Source organism: Mammaliicoccus sp. C-M13, from assembly GCF_022386845.1.
In the GTDB taxonomy this organism is placed as follows: Bacteria; Bacillota; Bacilli; order Staphylococcales; family Staphylococcaceae; genus Mammaliicoccus; species Mammaliicoccus lentus.
In genome coordinates this window covers 51,961-71,596 of sequence record NZ_JAJNHQ010000002.1, presented here as the reverse complement: position 1 = coordinate 71,596, position 19,636 = coordinate 51,961, and the positions used below count along the sequence as shown (strand labels likewise).

The 19,636-nt window shown below is 31.4% G+C and carries 18 protein-coding genes; 1 reads left to right on the top strand and 17 read right to left on the bottom strand.

Annotation, left to right across the window (positions count from 1 at the left end):
* Positions 1-73: 73 nt before the first annotated feature.
* From LQ615_RS02060 to LQ615_RS02015, 10 genes are all read right to left on the bottom strand, one after another.
* A complete protein-coding gene (locus LQ615_RS02060; RefSeq protein WP_064204367.1) occupies positions 74-1,153 on the bottom strand; it encodes a bifunctional 3-deoxy-7-phosphoheptulonate synthase/chorismate mutase in 1,080 nt (359 codons plus the stop codon).
* Between the two features lie 305 nt (positions 1,154-1,458).
* Positions 1,459-2,088 (bottom strand): YtxH domain-containing protein, encoded by a 630-nt coding sequence (locus LQ615_RS02055; protein ID WP_017000609.1) that lies wholly within the window; start codon positions 2,086-2,088, stop codon positions 1,459-1,461.
* 91 nt (positions 2,089-2,179) lie between these two features.
* Positions 2,180-2,731 (bottom strand): DUF948 domain-containing protein, encoded by a 552-nt coding sequence (locus tag LQ615_RS02050; protein WP_017000608.1) that lies wholly within the window; start codon positions 2,729-2,731, stop codon positions 2,180-2,182.
* 82 nt (positions 2,732-2,813) lie between these two features.
* Positions 2,814-4,124: a UDP-N-acetylmuramate--L-alanine ligase gene (murC, locus tag LQ615_RS02045; protein WP_064205241.1), complete on the bottom strand. Its 1,311-nt coding sequence runs from the start codon at positions 4,122-4,124 to the stop codon at positions 2,814-2,816.
* A 22-nt stretch (positions 4,125-4,146) separates the two neighbouring features.
* A complete protein-coding gene (locus LQ615_RS02040) occupies positions 4,147-7,533 on the bottom strand; it encodes a DNA translocase FtsK (RefSeq protein WP_239703703.1) in 3,387 nt (1,128 codons plus the stop codon).
* A gap of 7 nt (positions 7,534-7,540) precedes the next feature.
* Positions 7,541-8,146, bottom strand: coding sequence for a YtpR family tRNA-binding protein (ytpR, locus tag LQ615_RS02035; protein ID WP_017000605.1), 606 nt, complete (start codon positions 8,144-8,146; stop codon positions 7,541-7,543).
* A 15-nt stretch (positions 8,147-8,161) separates the two neighbouring features.
* Complete coding sequence (locus tag LQ615_RS02030; RefSeq protein WP_017000604.1) at positions 8,162-9,037, bottom strand: DUF1444 domain-containing protein; 876 nt, start codon at positions 9,035-9,037, stop codon at positions 8,162-8,164.
* A gap of 142 nt (positions 9,038-9,179) precedes the next feature.
* Positions 9,180-9,494 carry a thioredoxin family protein gene (locus LQ615_RS02025; protein ID WP_017000603.1) on the bottom strand — a complete coding sequence of 105 codons (315 nt, stop codon included), beginning with the start codon at positions 9,492-9,494 and terminating at the stop codon, positions 9,180-9,182.
* Entirely contained in the window at positions 9,491-10,507 is a 1,017-nt protein-coding gene (locus LQ615_RS02020) for a PTS sugar transporter subunit IIC (RefSeq protein WP_017000602.1), read from the bottom strand. Before LQ615_RS02020 ends, LQ615_RS02025 begins: the two co-directional genes overlap by 4 nt.
* Positions 10,508-10,651: 144 nt before the next feature.
* Positions 10,652-11,728, bottom strand: a complete 1,077-nt coding sequence (locus LQ615_RS02015; protein WP_064205240.1) for a M42 family metallopeptidase — start codon at positions 11,726-11,728, stop codon at positions 10,652-10,654.
* Positions 11,729-11,806: 78 nt separating this feature from the next.
* Here LQ615_RS02015 and LQ615_RS02010 point away from each other — a divergent pair, with 78 nt between their 5' ends.
* Entirely contained in the window at positions 11,807-12,121 is a 315-nt protein-coding gene (locus tag LQ615_RS02010) for a hypothetical protein (RefSeq protein WP_017000601.1), read from the top strand.
* A 46-nt stretch (positions 12,122-12,167) separates the two neighbouring features.
* Here the strand turns inward: LQ615_RS02010 and LQ615_RS02005 are convergent, their stop codons facing one another.
* The 7 genes from LQ615_RS02005 to pepV form a co-directional block, all read right to left on the bottom strand.
* Complete coding sequence (locus tag LQ615_RS02005) at positions 12,168-13,367, bottom strand: MalY/PatB family protein (RefSeq protein WP_064211699.1); 1,200 nt, start codon at positions 13,365-13,367, stop codon at positions 12,168-12,170.
* On the bottom strand, positions 13,357-14,199 hold the full coding sequence (locus LQ615_RS02000; RefSeq protein WP_239703704.1) for a YtnP family quorum-quenching lactonase: 843 nt from the start codon (positions 14,197-14,199) through the stop codon (positions 13,357-13,359). Before LQ615_RS02000 ends, LQ615_RS02005 begins: the two co-directional genes overlap by 11 nt.
* 293 nt (positions 14,200-14,492) lie before the next feature.
* On the bottom strand, positions 14,493-15,371 hold the full coding sequence (locus LQ615_RS01995) for a nuclease-related domain-containing protein (protein ID WP_239705358.1): 879 nt from the start codon (positions 15,369-15,371) through the stop codon (positions 14,493-14,495).
* A gap of 100 nt (positions 15,372-15,471) precedes the next feature.
* Entirely contained in the window at positions 15,472-16,107 is a 636-nt protein-coding gene (gene trmB / locus LQ615_RS01990; RefSeq protein WP_239703706.1) for a tRNA (guanosine(46)-N7)-methyltransferase TrmB, read from the bottom strand.
* A 13-nt stretch (positions 16,108-16,120) separates the two neighbouring features.
* Positions 16,121-16,912, bottom strand: coding sequence for a phosphotransferase family protein (locus LQ615_RS01985; protein WP_017000073.1), 792 nt, complete (start codon positions 16,910-16,912; stop codon positions 16,121-16,123).
* 245 nt (positions 16,913-17,157) lie between these two features.
* Complete coding sequence (gene dat, locus LQ615_RS01980; RefSeq protein WP_239713473.1) at positions 17,158-18,018, bottom strand: D-amino-acid transaminase; 861 nt, start codon at positions 18,016-18,018, stop codon at positions 17,158-17,160.
* Positions 18,015-19,433, bottom strand: a complete 1,419-nt coding sequence (pepV, locus tag LQ615_RS01975; protein WP_239703707.1) for a dipeptidase PepV — start codon at positions 19,431-19,433, stop codon at positions 18,015-18,017. Before pepV ends, dat begins: the two co-directional genes overlap by 4 nt.
* Between the last annotated feature and the right edge of the window lie 203 nt (positions 19,434-19,636).

The following is a 19,636-nucleotide window of genomic DNA, read 5'->3' as shown; positions in this document are numbered from 1 at the left end:
AAAATCCCTCTAAAGTGAACACATATTATGTTTACTTAAAGGGATAATATTTATAAATATTTTTTAATTGAGCTTATTTCTCATAAAGTTTTGCAGCTTTTACAATTTCTTTGTAAAATGCATCAAACTCATTTAAATCCATTTGTTGTCCAGCATCACTTAATGCTACTGATGGATCTGGATGTACTTCTGCCATAACACCATCAGCTCCTACTGCTAATGCTGCTTTAGCACATGGTAACATGATATCTTTACGGCCAGTACTATGTGTAACGTCAACCATAACTGGTAAGTGTGTACCTTGTTTTAAGATTGGAACAGCTGAAATATCTAAAGTATTTCTAGTTGCTTTTTCATACGTTCTAATACCACGTTCACATAGGATGATATTGCTATTACCTTGTGAATGTATGTATTCTGCAGCGTAAATAAATTCTTCAATAGTTGCAGATAATCCGCGTTTTAATAATACAGGTTTATTCGTTTTACCTGCTTCTTTTAATAACTCAAAGTTTTGCATGTTACGAGCACCTATTTGGAATACATCTAAGTAGTCGTCTGCTAATTCAAAGTGAGCAGGGTTTACGATTTCACTTACAACATTTAAACCGTATTTATCTTTAGTATTTTTTAAAATTTGTAGACCTTCTTCTCCAAGCCCTTGGAAATCATATGGAGATGTACGTGGTTTGAATGCGCCACCTCTTATGAATTTCTCGCCTCTATTAGCTAAATCTTGTGCTACTGTATCTACTTGTTCTTGTGACTCTACAGAACATGGACCAAATACAAATTGCTTTTTATTATTACCTACTATTGCACCATTATCAAACTGTACGATAGTATCTTCTGGTTTTAATTTACGAGAAACATATAAATGTTTTTCATTTTCAGATTTTTGTAAGTCAGTTGAAGCTTTAAATATTTCTTTAAATAATTGCTTAATAGTATTATCGTTAAATGGTCCTTTATTAGCGTCAATTAATTTATTTAACATTTCTTTTTCACGCTGTGGATCATAAACTTGAGTACCTTGTTTACTTTTTTCTTCACCGATCTTTTTAGCTAGGTCACCACGTTCTGATAACAATCCTAAAATTTCGTCATTAATTTCTTCTACTCTCTGTCTTAAATTCTCTAATTCATTTGTCATCCTCTTCACCTCATGTAAACAATTTAACTCACATACTTTAAAGCGATAAAATATATAAGTGATTAGATAGTAGTATAACAATTAAAATCGAGCTATTCAACCTTAATTGTTATTTTTCTGAAAATAATTATAATTTATGTTTATGTTATATATAATACCTCATATGTATAAATATTAAAAAGAAAGTGGAACAGAAATCTCATTTTTTTAAAAGAGATCGTAATCCCACCTTTGTTAGCTACTGTCAATATAATAAATCAGGCTGAGACATTAATATGTCTCAGCCTGGCTTCTATCTTTAATGCTTACTTTTTATCAAAAGTCTTTTTTTCTACTACTGTTTTAGGTCCTTTTAGATCTTCATCATTAACTTCAGACTTAATCGCACCTTTTTGTGCTTTTAATTCTTCGTCATCGACATCGTCAGCTGTTACAACATTTTTGTTTGCTTTCTTTTCAGCTTGTTTAGATTTTACTTCGTCAGCTTTTTTCTTTGTTTCTGTTTTTTTCTCTTCAGCTTTTGCTTTAGCTTGTTCTGCTTTATCAGCTGCTTCTTCTTTCTTTTCTTCAGTTTTAGCTTTTACTTCTTCTTTTTTGTCTTCAGCTTTAGCTTTTACTTCTTTTGCTTTTTCAGTTGCTTCTTCCTTCTTTTCTTCTGCTTGTGTACGAAGTTCTTCAGCTTTTGTTTGAGCTTGAGCTTTTAAATCGTCTGTTTTAGTTTTAACATCTTCAATAATTTTATTTGACTGTTCGCTTAAATCATCTTGAAGAGCTCTACCTGATTTAGGCGCTAATAATAAACCGGCAATCCCACCTACTACTGTTCCTAAAATCACACCAAATACAAAATCTCTACCACTTGTATTATTTTCATGTTTTGCTTCATATGTTTCTAAACCATGTGTATATAAATCTCTATTATATTGATTTTCCATCAATAAAACCTCCTGTTTAAATTAATTAATGTTAATAGACAATAAAATGTTTGAGGCTGAGGCATTTAATTATGTCTCAGCCTCATTAACTTTATTTTTTCAATCCTGCATTAATTTTATCTTCGTCTAATTTATCACCAGACGTCGTTTGTTCATTATAATCTTTAGGAACTTCCGCTTCATAATCTTTAGAAGTCGTTGTACCATTTTTAAATGAAGCATAACTTCTACGATTCTTTCTCATTTGCCATTTGTCTGCAACTTCCATTGCAACATTTGACCATTGTACTACTTGAGAAATTTTATCTTCATTTTGAGAGATATTATGCGTAATTGAATTTGTAACTCTATCTACTGAAGAGTTAAGTGTTTGTACTGAATCTCCAACACCTTTAACTGCATCTACAACAGAATTTAAACGTAATGATTTATCTTGAATATCTTCAGTTAAGCGGTTTGCCTTGTGAAGTAAGTCAGTTGATTCACGTGTAATTCCTTGTATTTGGCCTTGAATGCCATCTAAAGTTTCATTGATTCCTTTAACTGTTTTTAATAATTGCACTAAGAACATTGCTAATACTACACAAATAACTAAAAATGCAATAGCAGCAATAATACCTGCTAATGGTAATAACCAATCCATACTGAACGCCTCCTAATAATTATAAAACTTAATATGATTTACTAATATTTAATACCCTTAATCATTATGCATAAACATAATATTATGATTCAGTAAGAGTACTCACATAGGCTCTTTGAACTTTTTGTATGTCTCCAGCGCCCATAAATAGTATAACACCATTTGAATGGTTTTTAAGTTGTGAAACTGTTTCTTCACTAATTAATTTTGAATTTTCAATTAACGCTTGTAGATCATTTATTGTTAATTCACCTTGTTGCTCTCTTATAGAACCAAATATATCACATAAATAAACTTGATCCGCTTGATTTAAGCTTTCTGCAAATTCATTTAAAAATGTTTCAGTTCTTGAAAAAGTGTGTGGTTGAAATACTGCAATCACTTCTTTTTCAGGATATTTTTTTCTCGCTGACTCAATTGTAGCATTAATTTCCCTTGGATGATGTGCATAATCATCTATTAAAACTTGATTATCATAAAAACTTTCACTAAATCTTCTTTTTACACCGCCAAATGTTAATAATGCTTCTTTTATATTATTAATATCTAAGTTTTCTAAATAACATACTGCAATAACTGCAAGTGCATTTAATACATGGTGGTCTCCATACATAGGTGTCGTAAATGAACCTATATATTGCTTACCATTTTTAAAGTAAACATCAAAAGTAGTGCCTTTTGAAGAAGTTTGAACGTTTTCAGCATAAACATCATTTTCATTTTCAAATCCATAAAAATAAATCGGAATATCTGCTTTTATTTTTCTTAATTCTGCGTCGTGGCCCCAAGCTATAATAGCTTTCTTTACGTTATTTGCCATTTCTTGAAAGGCATTCGTCACATCTTGTAAATTCTTGAAGTAGTCGGGGTGATCGAAATCAATATTTGTCATAATTGCATAATCAGGGTAGTAACTTAAGAAATGCCTTCTATATTCACATGCTTCAAATGCAAAATAAGAACTATCAGGTAAGCCCATACCCGTTCCATCCCCAATTAAAAATGATGTTTTTTGATCACCATTCATTACGTGAGAAAGCAAACCAGTTGTTGAAGTTTTTCCGTGAGCACCTGTTACTGCTACAGAAGTATATTGAGACATAAATTCACCTAAGAATATATGATATCTTTTAACTTCAAGACCTAACTCGTATGCTTTAGCAATTTCGGGATGAGTATCAGGAAAAGCATTTCCAGCTATAACTGTCATACCTTCATGAATATTTTCTACATCAAAAGGTAATATTTTTATTCCTTTATTTTTCAATGCAATTTCAGTAAACACTGTATTTTCTATATCAGAACCTTGTACATTATGGCCCATGTCATGCATAATTTGTGCTAAAGAACTCATTCCAGCCCCTTTTATTCCGACAAAATGAAATAATGTCATTTCATGTCACTCCTTCTATTTCTTATATGTTAGTTTTTCCATTTTCTAATGTATCTTTTGAAATTAAAACCTCTCTCGGTTTCGAGCCATTTGGTCCTGAGATAAAGCCGTTTGCTTCTAAGTTATCAATCATTCTAGCAGCTCTATTATAACCAATTTGGAAATGCCTTTGTATCAATGACGTAGATATATGACCTTCATTAACCATAAATTCACATACATCATCAAATAGTGCATCAGCTGGTTGCTCATTCACTTTTTTCAATAATGTTTCTTGTTTAAATAAATAGTTAGGTTCCATTTGATCGCTTACATAGGAAACTGTCTCGTCAATTTCATCATCTGACACAAATGCACCTTGTACTCTAATCGGTTTATTCATACCATTTCCTAGATATAACATATCACCGTTACCAAGTAGTTTTTCAGCACCACCAACATCAAGAATTGTTCTAGAATCTATAGAAGATGAAACCATGAATGATATTCTAGTAGGAACATTTGCTTTTATCAATCCTGTAATAACATTTACAGATGGTCTTTGTGTAGCTAAAATCATGTGAATACCACATGCTCTCGCTTTTTGTGCAATCCTAGCTATTGATTGTTCAACTTCTTGTGGAGACATCATCATTAAATCTGCTAATTCGTCTATTACAATTACAATTTTAGGCATGCGTTTTTCATAAGTGGCTTTCTTATTATAAGCCGTAATATTTCGAACATGCAATTCCGCAAACTCTTTATACCTTTTTTCCATTTCTTCTACAGCCCATTTAAGACTTGCTGTAGCAGCTTTAACATCTGTAATAACTGGTGAAACTAGATGTGGTAAATCGTTATATGGCGCTAGTTCTACCATTTTTGGATCAATGAGTAGCAACTTCAATTCATCAGGATGATTTTTGTATAACAAACTCGTCAAAATTGCGTTGATACATACTGACTTTCCTGAACCAGTAGCTCCAGCTATTAATGCGTGCGGTGTTTTTGAAATATCCATTAATAAAGGTTCATTATTAATCTTAAAGCCCATAGCTACTGTTAATTTACTTTCAGCTTGTTGAAAAGCTTTAGATGTAATCATTTGACCTAATGGTATTTTTCTAGGTGTTTGATTTGGCACTTCAATACCTACTAAACTCGTTCCTGGAATTGGCGCTTCGATTCTTATATCTTTTGCTGCTAATGCCATTTTTATATCATCTTGAAGTGCTGTAATTCTTGAAACTTTAACGCCTTTTTCTACAGATAGTTCAAAGCGAGTTACAGTTGGCCCTTGTATCATATTGACAACATGAGCAGGTACATTAAAGTGATAAAACGCTTCGTCTAATTCTTTTTTCTTCTCTTCTAACCATTCTGTATTATCCTCTTGTTCAACTACATCGTCTAAAATTGTCAATGGTGGTAATACAAATGATGGTCCTTTACGTTTTGTCACTGTTTCATGGCTCTCGTTGTCGAAATCATTATTCGTCTGATTATTTTCAGAAGCATTATTCACTTTAGTTTCTTGCTTTACATTTGTTGAAGTCTGATTTTTAAATGTATGATATTTCTTTTTATCTGAAGGTGTCATAACAACATTAAATGGAGATGATTTTTTATTATTAGGTTTAAGTACTGGTTCTAAAGATTTCTTTTTATTTTTTGGTTCATCTCTCAACTGTGACTTATCTTCAAGTTCTTCGTTTGATTCAGAGATTTCAACTTTAGATTGAGTATCTTCAGTTTCATTTAATTCTTTTTCTGATGTCGTAAACTCATCATCTATAAATGACAGTTCTTCGTCGTCATCTTTTTCTTCAAAGTCTTCATTAGTCGTTTCTGGGACTTCTTCAAATTCAATATCATCTTCTACAAAATTATCTTCTTTGAAATTATCGTTATTTTCATTTCCATTAAAGGCGGACTCTACCCCTTCTATAACTTCTTCTTCAAAATATTCATTAGAGTTTTCTGGAACTTCCTCAAATTCAATATCATCTTCTACAAAGTTTTCTTCTTCGATACTATTATATTCACTTTCATTAGGAACACGCTTTATTTCTGTATCTTCAACTTCTTCAAATTGTAAATCTGAGGATTTCGCTGTTTCTTCTACTGGTTCTCTGTTTTCAGATTGATTATCTAAAGACTCATTATTTGATTCTTCTGTAGCTAATTCTGTTAATTCTTCAAACTGTACGTCTAAATCTTCTGAGTTTTCTTCTTTAGCTGGTTCTATTCCATCGATTTCTTCAACATCAAGATTTTCTTCTTGTTGTTGTTTTTGTTCTTCTGGTTCTTCATCAATATCCAAATTTATTTCTTTAAATTCATATGTAGTCATGTCGTTTACATCTGGTTGCAATGACTCTTTAGAGCTTTCTTCTTCAAATTTCAACTCATTTTCGTCACTGTTAGGTTGTGTAATATAATCATCTGATGACTTAATGTCTTCAGTTGTAGTTTCTTCAGTGTTATCTTCCGGCTCTTCATCGATTTGATTATTTTTAATAAAAGATGCCTGTTTTTTGAAAAATTCGTCTTGTTGTTTAATTTGAGATTTTTCTTCTTCAGATTGAATATTTTGTAGTTCTTGTTCTCTTTTTTCTCTTAAAGCTTTTTCAAATTGTTTTTTCTTTTGAAGCTTCTTTTCTCGCTCTTTTCTAATTTCAGAAACAATTTGAGAAGCGTATATATTTTCAATATTTATAGTATTGTCCGTCTTTGAATAAGTGGGCGTATCACGTACCACTTCACTATTGCTACTTTGATTATCAGTGCTCTCATATCCGTTACTATCTTTGTTATCTTCTTCTTTGATGTTAGAAGTATCAGGTGTAGAAGGTTCTTTTAAACCACTGTTTGGAACATCTTTTTGTTTTCTCATTCCAAATATAGCAGAAGGCACTTCTGAAGCGTGAAACTTAGGTTGATTTAAAGAAGATAATCTTCGATTGAAAGCATCGTCTTCTTTATCATGAACAGATTTCTTTTTGAAAACTGAAGAATATTGTTCAGTGCTAGAAGGTCTTGTTAAACGTTTGTTCTCATAAACACCCTTGTCTTTTTTAGGTTGTGGTTCAGAGGGTGCTTCTTCTCCGTCATGACTTCTTCTGCGACGCCTTCTTCTATTTGTTGGATATGACGCTTCATTTTCATTGTAAAATCGCTCATCATAGTAGTTATATTCTTGTTGTGAATCATGCTCTTGATCAGAATTTTGTTCAGTCTCTGTTTCAGTTTCAGCGTCAACATCCATATCTATTGGAAATCTAAATTTACCTCTTGGTCTTTTATAAATTTCTTCATTTACTTCTTCATCTTCTGAACCATGGTCAAAAGAAATATTTTCATTTTCTTTTTCTTTATTTTTTTGTTTATTTTTAGACTGACCGAATATATCATCAAACCAACTCATAGGTTCACTACCTTTCATCTTCAAAAAATGGTGTTCCTACAGTATAACTATCATCTAATACCATTATACCTTTTTCTTTCGGAGCACCTTCTAAATCTAGCTCTTTCATAGAACAAACCATGCCACTTGAAGGAACGCCACGTAATTCTGCGTCTTTAATAATCATACCACTTGGCATAACTGCTCCTACTTTAGCTACGACTACTTTTTGATCTTGCTCTATATTTGGAGCTCCGCATACAATTTGTAATGTTTCGTTTCCAACATCGATTTTACATACAGATAATTTATCTGCATCCGGATGTTTAGATTTTTCTTTAACAAACCCTACTACAAATTTAGGTGATAAATCAACTTCTAATTTATAGTTGATATTATTCTTTTCTAGTAAATCTTGAATACTACTAACATGTTTTTCTTCAGTTTTGATATTTCCATTTCCTTCAATTTGAACATATTTAGAAGCATTAAAAATATTAAAACCAACAATGTTGCCATCGCTTTTTATAATTGTAATATCATTTTGATTTTCATATTCCAAATTTTCTGTTGATGGTTCTAATGAAACTAACAATACATCCCCAATACCATTTTTATTATAAAATAAATTCATAATTATAACTCCTTATCATTTCTTTTCATTATTTTTCATATTTTTAAATATTTCTCTATTTTTTTCTAATCTTTCTATTACTTCTTTATTCCTTTTACGTGAATGATTTTTACCTAATATAAATATAGGTTCTAATGGTTCATCCGGTTTGTAAGAGAATGACAGCGAAGTTATAGGCACTAAACCATTTTGGAAGAAATGCATATTCATTTGCGCTACCACATCATAGCCTATTTCATTTTTGATGTCACAAATAACCAACACATCTTGATGAGGTGTTGCAAGAAGCATTTCTCCTTCGATATTTTGATAAACATCCTTAAGGAATGACTGATTTAAAATTCTAGAAGCATCATATCCATCATTTGTATTCACAAAATAAAATGTATTACCTTGTACTTCATCAGATTTATATGATGTTTTTCTTTTTTTAATGTTAAATAAAGCTTGTTCTTTTATTTGATTATGAGACATATTTAGTTCTTCTAACATAGATTCATCGATTAATCTATAAGTGTTGCCTAAATCCAACGCATAATAAATATTTGTTTCGGCTGTATGTTCATCTATTATAAATGGAGTACCTTCTTTAGTTTCTTTATGGAAACTTGTAGATCTAATTACAGGTAGTATTTCTATTTTACTGATTTCCTTAGTAGATTCATCTTGCATTGCATGAATTGTTTCAGTTACATAATAAACAATTTCATCTACAATTTTATCTCCACTATTTTTATACTTTGCAATAATTGGTGAAATTTTTACTGATAAACCTTTTTGGTTATCTTTACGTTCAATTCTTAAACTTTCATCTTCTCTATCAAACTTGAAATTAGCATCTAATGATTTCAAGCGTTCTTTTAGTAAATCTCTCATTTGAAAGACATTCATACATAACACTCCTATTTTTATACCTTTATCTAGTTTACAACAAATTAGCGCCATGTTACAGTGATAAACTTATTTAAATCAATGAAAAAAGTAGGTTTCGAGAAATAAAATCAACTTTTATTTCAACCTACTTTTTTTCAATTTATTTCTTCAATCCTTCTATAAATTCACTTATTTGTTCTATAGTTTTTCTTTCTTTTCCAACATATCTTCCTAGTTCTTTTTGATTATCAAATGCTACAAAACTCGGAATACCCATCACACCAACTTCTTGGCATAATTCAATAAATTCATCTCTATCTACCGAGACGAACTGATAATCATTGTATTTTTGTTCTAATGCCGGTAAATCCGGGTCAATAAAATGGCAATCAGGACACCATGAAGCCGTGAACATGAAAACGGTTGGGTCATTTGTTAATTGATTAAATTCTTCTATTGATGTTAATTGTTTCATTTTTTTACACTTCCTATCATAATTGTTTGTTGTCCACCTTTAATCATATGATATCTTTTCAGTATATGATAAACAAATAAACTGACTACAGCCGGTAATAAGAAATGGAAGAATAGAATTTGTAACCATACTTCTGTAGATGCGCCCATCGTTTGTATTGTCATAATTTGACCAACAAACCCACTTGAACCCATGCCAGCTCCAGCTGCATTATTTTCCATCGGCCAAAACACTGTCATTATTGGAGCTACTACAATACTGGCTACTACAGGTGGAATTAAAATAAATGGGTGTTTTAAGTAATTTGAAATTTGTAACTTACTTGTTCCAATTCCGTGTGCAATGATACCTGAAATACCATTATCTCTATATCCTGTTACTGCAAATCCTACCATGTGACAACATCCACCAATAGTGGCTGCTGCTGCGGCTGTTCCACTCAAACCTAACATTAAAGATAAAGCTGCACTAGAAATCGGACTAGATAAAGTCATTCCTACTAAGCAACTTACGAATATTCCCATCAATAAAGGCTGTTGTTCCGTGCTTATTTGGATCCAATTTCCTAAGTGTTTCATAAACGCATCTATAAATGGTGCGATAAATTTCGCAATACAAACACCTACTAATAATGTCAAAATTGGAGACAAAATAATATCTATTTTAGTTTTCCCTGAATATACTTTTCCTAATTCACTTGCAAAGACTGAAGATAAATAACTGCCAACCGCCCCTCCTTGTTCGTAACCATACATACCAGTTACCACTGTTGCAAAAATGATGAGCGGCGAGGCACCTAAACCATAACTAACAGCTACCCCTACCCCAGCTCCAGTTAAATTTTGTGCTAACTTTCCTATTTCAATCATTATTGATGTATCAAAATATGTATTCAATGTACGGCCAAGTGTTTCAATTATAAGCCCTACAATTAAAGTACTAAATAAACCTAAAGCCATATAACTTAATCCATCTATAATCGTTCTACTAAAAAAAGATTTTATTTTGATCATTATTCACACTCCTTAAAAAAGATTATACTATAAAAAAACACATATCATTATTAAATTTAATATTAATAACGACATGTGTCTTATATAATTAACCTTAATAATAGCAAGATATGGAATTTAACTATCTGCTAGTTTATTTAAATTCTAATTATATTTTAAATGTTCGATTTTTTCTTTATTAATGTCTTGAACAATTTCTACTAATAATTGTTTAGCATTTAAATAATCTCTAACATCATATATCGCTTTACTTGTATGAATATAACGTGCACAAACACCAATAACTGCAGTTGGTATACCTGTTAATGCTTTATGAATCTCACCGCCATCTGTACCTCCCGGTGATTGGAAATATTGATGATTAATATCTTTTTCTTCAACTATATTAATTAAATAGTCTCTCATTCTTTCAGATAAAATCATAGTTCTATCAAGAATTCTTATTAACACACCTTCACCTAGTGCTCCAGATAATCCGATATGACCTTTCATATCATTGGCAGGTGAACAGTCTACTACTAAGGCTAAGTCAGGTTCTATTAAGTTAACACTTGCTGAAGCACCGCGTAATCCAACCTCTTCTTGTACGTTAGCGCCTACATATAAATCAACATCTAAATCAATATCTTTAACTGCTTCTAATAATTCTAACCCAACTAAACATCCATATCTATTATCCCATGCTTTAGCTAAAATTCTGTTTTCAGTGAGTTGCTCTAGATTTGTTCTAGGTACAATTGTATCTCCAATATTGATTCCCATATCTTTAAGTTGTTGCATATTTTCTGCTCCAACGTCTAACAACATATCTTCAATTGCAACACCAGATTCTTTACCAGTTCTAAAATGTTTCGGAATACTACCTACTACGCCATTGTAATATTGATTATCTCTTGTTTTTAATTGCAACGTTTGTGATAACCATACATCAGATGATACACCACCTAAAGGTGTGAATTTCAACATGCCTTCTTTTGTCATTTCTGTTACCATAAATCCAATTTCATCCATATGGGCTGCAACTAAAACTTTTGGTGCATTTTCTTTTTTAGATTTTTTTACACCATAAATACTCCCCATATTATCTCCGATTATTTCATCAACAAAAGGTTTCATTTGTTCTTTTAAATATTCACGAGCTTCACCTTCAAAGCCAGGTACAGCATGTAATTCAGTCAAAGTTCTCATTCTATTTATTGTTTCTTGTCCAATTTGTGTCATAATGATTCTCCTTGCTAAAATTTTATCTATCATTCTTTCTTTATGGTACACTAGATTTAAGTTAAAGGAGGCATGGTCATGCAAAATAATAAGTTGCGACTAGTCATGTTATTGTTTTCAATTTTTACTGGTATAGGGATTCTTACAGCATTAATTTACTTTAAACAATTTAAACATTACAGCTGCGAAGAAATTTTAAAACAAGTAAAAAGCCAATTTAATGACGTTGAAGGTTCTTACATTTTACATATCCCAAAGACCTACCAAAAGTTTGGTATTGAAACTAAAGTAGTTCATGGTGGAATAACAATTAACAAAAATGGTAGCCCAGTCCATTACGAATTTATTGCCGATGCTTTCAATGGTCAAGTTATAGACATTTATGAAATTTAATTTTCAAAGAAAACATAACGTACATTTTTTGTACGTTATGTTTTCTTTATTCTATTTCATCGTTGTCTAAAGCGTTAAATGATTGTTTAATAGCTTCTAATCCACCAATTAATTTATCTTCACTACATGCTACATTAAGTCTAAAGTGATGACTTTCATCAAGCTCATATGAATTTCCAATACCAGTCGCGATTTTACCAACAGACTGTAACGCTTTTTGTACTTTTTCCTCGCTATAACCACTATTCGAGAAATCAATCCATGCTAAATATGTCGATTCAGGCTTAATGAAACTTAATTGATCTGACATTTCATTATCTACGAATTCTTTTAAAATTCTCATATTTCGTTCTATATGATCGTTTAATTGATCAACCCACTCTTCAGCTTGGTTATATGCAACTTTTACCGCCTCTACCGCTAAAGTATTTGCAGCTGCAAGTCCATAATAAGTTCCTAGTTTTCTATTAAATTGCATTGTAAAATAGCGATGTTTTGTAATCATATAGCTACTTGCTAAACTAGCTAAGTTAAATGTCTTTCCTAAGCCTGTTACCACTAAAATTGGAGAATCTAACTGCATAAGATTTGCCATAGAATAAAAGCCGTTTTCACTTCTTACAAAATCCATATGAATTTCATCAGAAACTATAAACACATCATGTCTCTCACATATTTCTTTTATTTGCTCACATTCTTCTTTAGTCCAAACTTTACCTGTTGGATTGTGAGGATTACAAAATACTAAAACTTTCACATCTTCCCTAGAAGCTACTTTTTCAAATTGTTCTACGTCTAATTTATAGCCTTCATCAGTTTGGATAAGAGGAGATTCAACTACCTCTCTTTTATTTCCTTCTATAAGGTTAAGAAAAGCATTATAAGATGGTGTATGAATAAGAACACCTTCGCCTTCTTTCGTAAATTCACGAATCACTTCTGTGACTGTGAATAATATACTTGGCACATAGTATATATCATTTTTTTGAACGTTAACGCTGAATCTTTTTTTATACCAATTTTTAATCGCATTTAAATATTCATCTTGTTTCCACACTAAATAACCAAAATGTGCTTGATCTAATTTATTTTTCAAATGTTCTATAATAAATTCAGGCGTTTTAATATCCATATCAGCTATCCAAAATGGTTCTAAATTCTCGTAATCATATACTTTTTGTTGCCCGTCATAAGCAACTGTAGCTGTACCTCTTCTATCGATAACTTCATCAAAATTATACTTCAATTAGCTCATCCCTTCTGATATCGTTTTTAATTTTTCTCGTTTCATCATCAATCTTAACTGCAAAATGATTAATATCGTGATAAAACAAGAACCAATAATTTTCTTTTATATATTTTTGTATTAATCTTTCTTTAGCATTAATAGAATCCATAGGATAATCGTCATATGCTGTAACCCAAAGTGGATTTAAGTGTGCAAATGTTGGAAATATATCTGCCATATGAACTGCTTTTTCCCCATTGCTTTCAATTTCAATAACTGAATGTCCCGCGCTATGGCCTCCTGTATGTTTCATCGTTATACCAGGTATAACTTCAAATTCATCTTTGAATGTAACAACTTGATGTTCAATATTTTTATGGTTTTCTTCCCAATAAGTAGACTTACTTCTAATATTAGGTGCTCTCATTTCATTCCACTCTATTTGCGAAGTGTAAATGACAGCATTTTTAAATACAGATTGACCATCCGGCGTTGTTAGCCCACAAGCATGATCAAAGTGCATATGTGACATAATTACAATATCTATATCATCAACTGTTAAGTTAAATTGTTCTAAAGAACCATGTATATCACTTTCATATGTAGCTCCATAATTACGTTTTTGTTTTTCAGTAAATTTTCCATTACCCACACCAGTATCAATAATCACATTATGATTATTATTTTGTATTAAAATAGGATGACATACTAGTGGTATTTGATTGCGTTCATTACACGGATACTTCTTCGTCCATAATGGTCTTGGTACAACACCAAACATGGCTCCACCGTCCATATTCGTAATACCACCTTGTAATGGATATAAATTGAATTCTCCAATATTAAACAATATATTCCCCTCCATTCATTATTATTTTATCATTTATTATTATAATGAACACCCATCAAGGTTTAGATAAATATGTTTTGTGATGGTAAAAGAGTAGTTGTGAGTGCTATGTTGTACGTCGACCGCGTCTTGGAACTTTCGGGAGCGCTATGTTGCACGTCGACCTTCTCTTGCTACATTCGGGGGCGCTATGTTGCACATGGACATCGTCTTGCTACATTCGGGAGCGCTATGTTGCACATGGACATCGTCTTGCTACATTTCGAAATTGTACTTCGGCTTTTAATACAATTTTAAAGTTTTAAGTAATACTTTCTTGGCTTGCCTTCAATAATTTCAAAATATTTATTACAAATTCTTCTCAGTGTGTGTTTATTATTAGTACTACACCATCTTTCTGCATCTTGTAATGTAAATGGTTCGCCTATACAAATAAACAGTTCTTTTAAGTTATACAAATATATACTTCTTCTACTAAACTTATTTGAGCAGATAGTACAACATACACTTTTCTTCTTCTCGCTTATGTTTAGTTTATCAACGCTTTTACAATTCGGGCACTTCAAGCCATGTTTAATATCATCAAATGGGACTCTCTTATTATTTTGATATATGTCAGAAAAAGTATTCTTTTCCTCTTCAATTATTTTTAAAATTCTATGATTTTCTGCTGTTTTATAATTTTTGAACAATCTTTGGATTTTATGTAATTCAGTTGGTAATAGAACTTCATATTGGGGCGGTATTTGGGATTTTAAAGTAAAAGTGGGATTAGTGAAGATTAGTATAGTCTTTATTTCTCTATTAATTTCACATTTCTTTAAAAGCAGTTGTAATTCATTATTAGCTCGATATAACTGTTGAAATGGTGTATAAAACATACTTCCATAATCATTTATAAATTGGTCGTTTTTTATATAGTAATCACCACTATAATTTTTTATTTCAAAGTGATAAACATAATCATCAGAAACGACTAAAAAATCTATTTGTACTCTATTATTTATATTAAGTTCAATATTGTAGAGAAATGGTAAATGATTAATTAGTTTTAGTTTTTGATAAATAATTGCTTCGCCTTCTAGTCCCTTCAAAAAAGTAGCCATTTGACTATCAAGTGAACTTTTATCAATTCTATTAATTAAAGAAGTAAAATATACTATATTTTGCATCGGCAAACCTCCAATATTTTTTATATAATTATAAACGCTTTTTATTATATAGAAAAGAAAAAAAGGACGAGACATGGCTGTCTCGTCCTTTTTAACTACATTATTTAAAACTTGCTTCCATACGATAGATTCTAAATCCTCTGTTTGAGAATTTGTCTTCATATTCTGTGCGTATGTTCTCTTCTGGTTCATTCTCATGTAAGTTTAAATTGATTAAGTCGAATGTCATTCCGAAGGCTGACATACTTTCTAAACTATATTCAAACAATCCTTGGTTATCTGTTTTAAAGTGGATTTGTCCGTCTTTCTTTAATATATGTCGATAGATTTCTAAAAACGATGAAAACGTTAATCTACGTTTTGTGTGACGTGTTTTCGGCCATGGATCAGAAAAGTTTAAATAAATTCTCGATACTTCATTTTCTACAAAGTACTCTGTAAGTAATTTAGCATCTTGATTAATCAACTTAATATTCTCAAGTTCTAATTCTTTTACTTTTTCTAATACTCGAACCATGACGTTTTTGTCTCTTTCTATTGCAACATAATTAATTTCTGGATGACGTCTTGCCGTTTCAGTTATAAACCTACCCATACCTGTACCAACTTCGATGTGTATTGGTTGGTCTTTTTCAAACCATTCAGCCATTTTATACTGCTGATTCAAATCAACATCAACAATTTGGGGATGACTTTTTAAGAAATCATCTGCCCAAGGTTTATTTCTCATTCTCATTCAAAGTAACTCCTTATATAAATACATTTCGATTCATGACTTCACTTAAGAAATTCAACCAATCATTCATATCATTATAGCGTTTTTTCTCTTCGTACCACTCAACCATAGCAATAGCCTGTATAAGCGTATACCATTTCATTCTTTTCTTTAAGTCATGTGTATCATTAATACCATACTTACTTAACCAATCAACCCAATCTTTTTCATCAACATAAGTATACAATATCATACCTATATCTATAGCAGGGTCAGCAATCATCGCGCCTTCCCAATCTACTAAGTATAATTCGTCTTGATCAGATAAAAGCCAATTATTATGATTCACATCGCCATGAATAACAGTATAGAAGCGACTATCTAGCATTGGCATATTTTCTTCTAAATATAGCAACGCTTTTCTAACAGTTCTATTCGCTAATACGTGCCTAGATAAAGAACTATTAATTTTATTAAATAATAACTCTGGGTGCATAGGTTTCATTTCCATACGCTTTAACATATTAAGTAATTGTTTTGAAGAATGTATTTTTTTAAGAAGTTTGGCAACGCGGTTAGAATTCATTTCATCTTGGACTAACTCTCGACCATTTTTCCAATGTTGTGCAGTTACAACTTCTCCAGTTTCAATTCTTTTTGTCCAAACTAATTTTGGTACAATCCCTTCAGCTGACAAAGCTGTTAAGAAGGGGCTTGAATTTCTTTTTAGGAAGAGTTTGCGGCCGTCTTGTTCTGCCATATATGCTTCACCAGATGCCCCACCTGCTGAGTCTAATGTCCATCCTAATTGATAAAAATGTTCCAACCTATCCACCTCACTTTCAGAAAAAGAAAAAGACTCATGAACATCAATTTTCAAGAGTCATTACTTAATCTTAAAAAACCCGTTTATTTTTTGTCATTTTAGTGCGCTTGATTTAAATTTTATTATTTTTCTGTGCAGATTTCAACCACATAAATGAAAACTTTGGGGTATTTTGAACCTATTCAGATACAAAATATCTATAAAGTTCAGTATTTACGTGGTTTACACTATATTAATAAATTACACTAAAATATTTTTTCTATGTTTGACTCTATATAATTGTTAAACGATTTTTGTAATTCTTTTGTAATTTTACCTACTGTACCATCAGAAATGAATGTGTCATCCACTTGAATTACCGGCATAACTTCAATTGAAGTACTTGAAACTATAACTTCATCAGCACTTTTCAAAAATTCTACATCAAAAGGTTCCTCAACAAATGGTATATTCAATTCGTTAGCTATCTCATTGATAACTCTTCTTGTAATACCATTTAAAATTAAATTATTCGCTGGGTGTGTATATATTTCACTGTCTTTTACAGCAAAAACATTGCTAGAACTTCCTTCTGTTACAATTCCATCTCTATGCATGATAGCTTCTCCAGCATCACTTTGAGTTGCTTTCTCTTTAGCTAGGACATTACCAAGTAAATTCAAGCTTTTAATATCACATCTTAACCATCTAATATCATCTACAGTAATTGCTTTTATGCCATTTTCTAATTCATCGTATGGTCTTTCATAACTTTTAGAAAATGCTGAGAATACAGGTTTCGTGCTCGCTTCTGGGAAAGGATGATTTCTTGGTGCGACTCCTCGTGTTACTTGGATATATACGCCACCATTTTTGACGTTATTTTTTTCTGCCAATTCTTCAATTAATTCTGTTAAGCTTTTTACAGTATATTCTTCTAAATTTAAGCCAATTTCCTTTGCACTTCTGAATAAGCGTTCAAAGTGTTCTTTAGCTGTGAATGCATTACCGTCATAGATGCGTATATATTCGTATATACCATCGCCGAAATTATAACCTCTATCAGTATAACTAACCTTGCCTTCTGATTCATCTACAAATTCATCATTAATATATACAAATGTCACTCTACATCATCCTTTACACAAATATTATATATAGCTTCTAAATAAATAGCAGTTGCATCAAATAATTGTTTTTTTGTAATATATTCATTTTTTTGATGCATTAAATCTTCTGATTCTTTAAACATTGCTCCAAATGCAACGCCTTTATCTAGATTGCGAGCATAAGTGCCTCCACCAATTGTAAACGGCTCTGATAAGTCTTTAGTTTGGTTGCGGTATGCAGACAATAATTTATCGATAAACGGATCATTCTTATCTACGTAATGAGGTTCCTGATGTTTATCCATATCTATTTCAAATCCTCTATCCGCAATTTCTTCAGTAAATCGTGTTAAAGATTGTTCAAAGTTGAAACCTTCTGGATATCTCAAATTAATACCAAATTGTCCACCATCAACATCAGTATAACTCATTATTCCAGTATTAGTAGTTACTTCTCCCATTTCTTCAGTCGCAAATTTCATACCCATTTTTTCACCATTTGGCGAATTTACTAAATAATCATTGGCAAATTTCACATATGAATTTGCATATTTATCTAAATTTAAATTGTTTAAAAATTGTATTAAAAGTAAGCCTGCGTTAATACCTTGTGATGGATCCATACCATGAGCCGATTTACCATGAACAGTTAAATTCAAGAAACCTTCATCTATTGAAGTTTCACCTTCAATTTCATTCTCTTCTAAAAATGTTTCGAAATTTTGAACAACGTTTGTCATTTGTTCTTTAATTAAAAGTTTGGCTTGAGCAGTATCAGGTACCATGTTAAAACGTTCACCCGAGAAGAATGCTTTTAATTCAACTTCAGGCTCGTCATCGTCTTCTTCATAACCAGATTGTAAAATATTAAAAGTGACGATTCCCTTTTCACCATAAATTAATGGAAACTCTGCATCAGGAGCGAAACCGATTGAAGGCATTTCTTCAGTTTCAAAATACCTATCAGTACACTGCCAATCAGATTCCTCATCTGTTCCTACAATGATATGTATTCGTTTTTTCCAATCTACTTTCATATCTTCTAATATTTTTACAGCGTAGTAAGCTGCAATTGTAGGACCTTTATCATCTAAAGTACCTCTAGCGATAATAGTATCTTCTGTTTCTACTGGGTCAAATGGATCTGTGTCCCAACCGGCACCTGCTGGTACTACGTCTACATGACATAAAACTCCTAATAAGTCATCACCTTTACCCGCTTCGATTCTTCCGACTATGTTTTCAATATCTTTATAACTAAACCCATCTCTTTCTCCGAGTTTATACATGTAATTCAGTGCTTTTTTCGGACCTGGGCCAACTGGTTCATCAACATTACTTTCTGCATCATTTCTTACACTTTCAATGCTTAATAAACCTTTTAAGTCTTCAACAATATCTTTTTCATATTCTTTAACTTTATTTCTCCACATCGGAAATCATCTCTTTCTTACTTGAATAGTTATCTATATGATACATGAAAATTTTAAAAATATGAAATAGAAATACCAAAAATTCTTAAGTTTTTTAACTACGTATTATTTCCTTATACATACGACTATAGTCGTGTGTATTTAACATTTTTATTTCCCGAATTTTTATCGACCTTATAGAGTAAAAAAGACCGACAAAACTG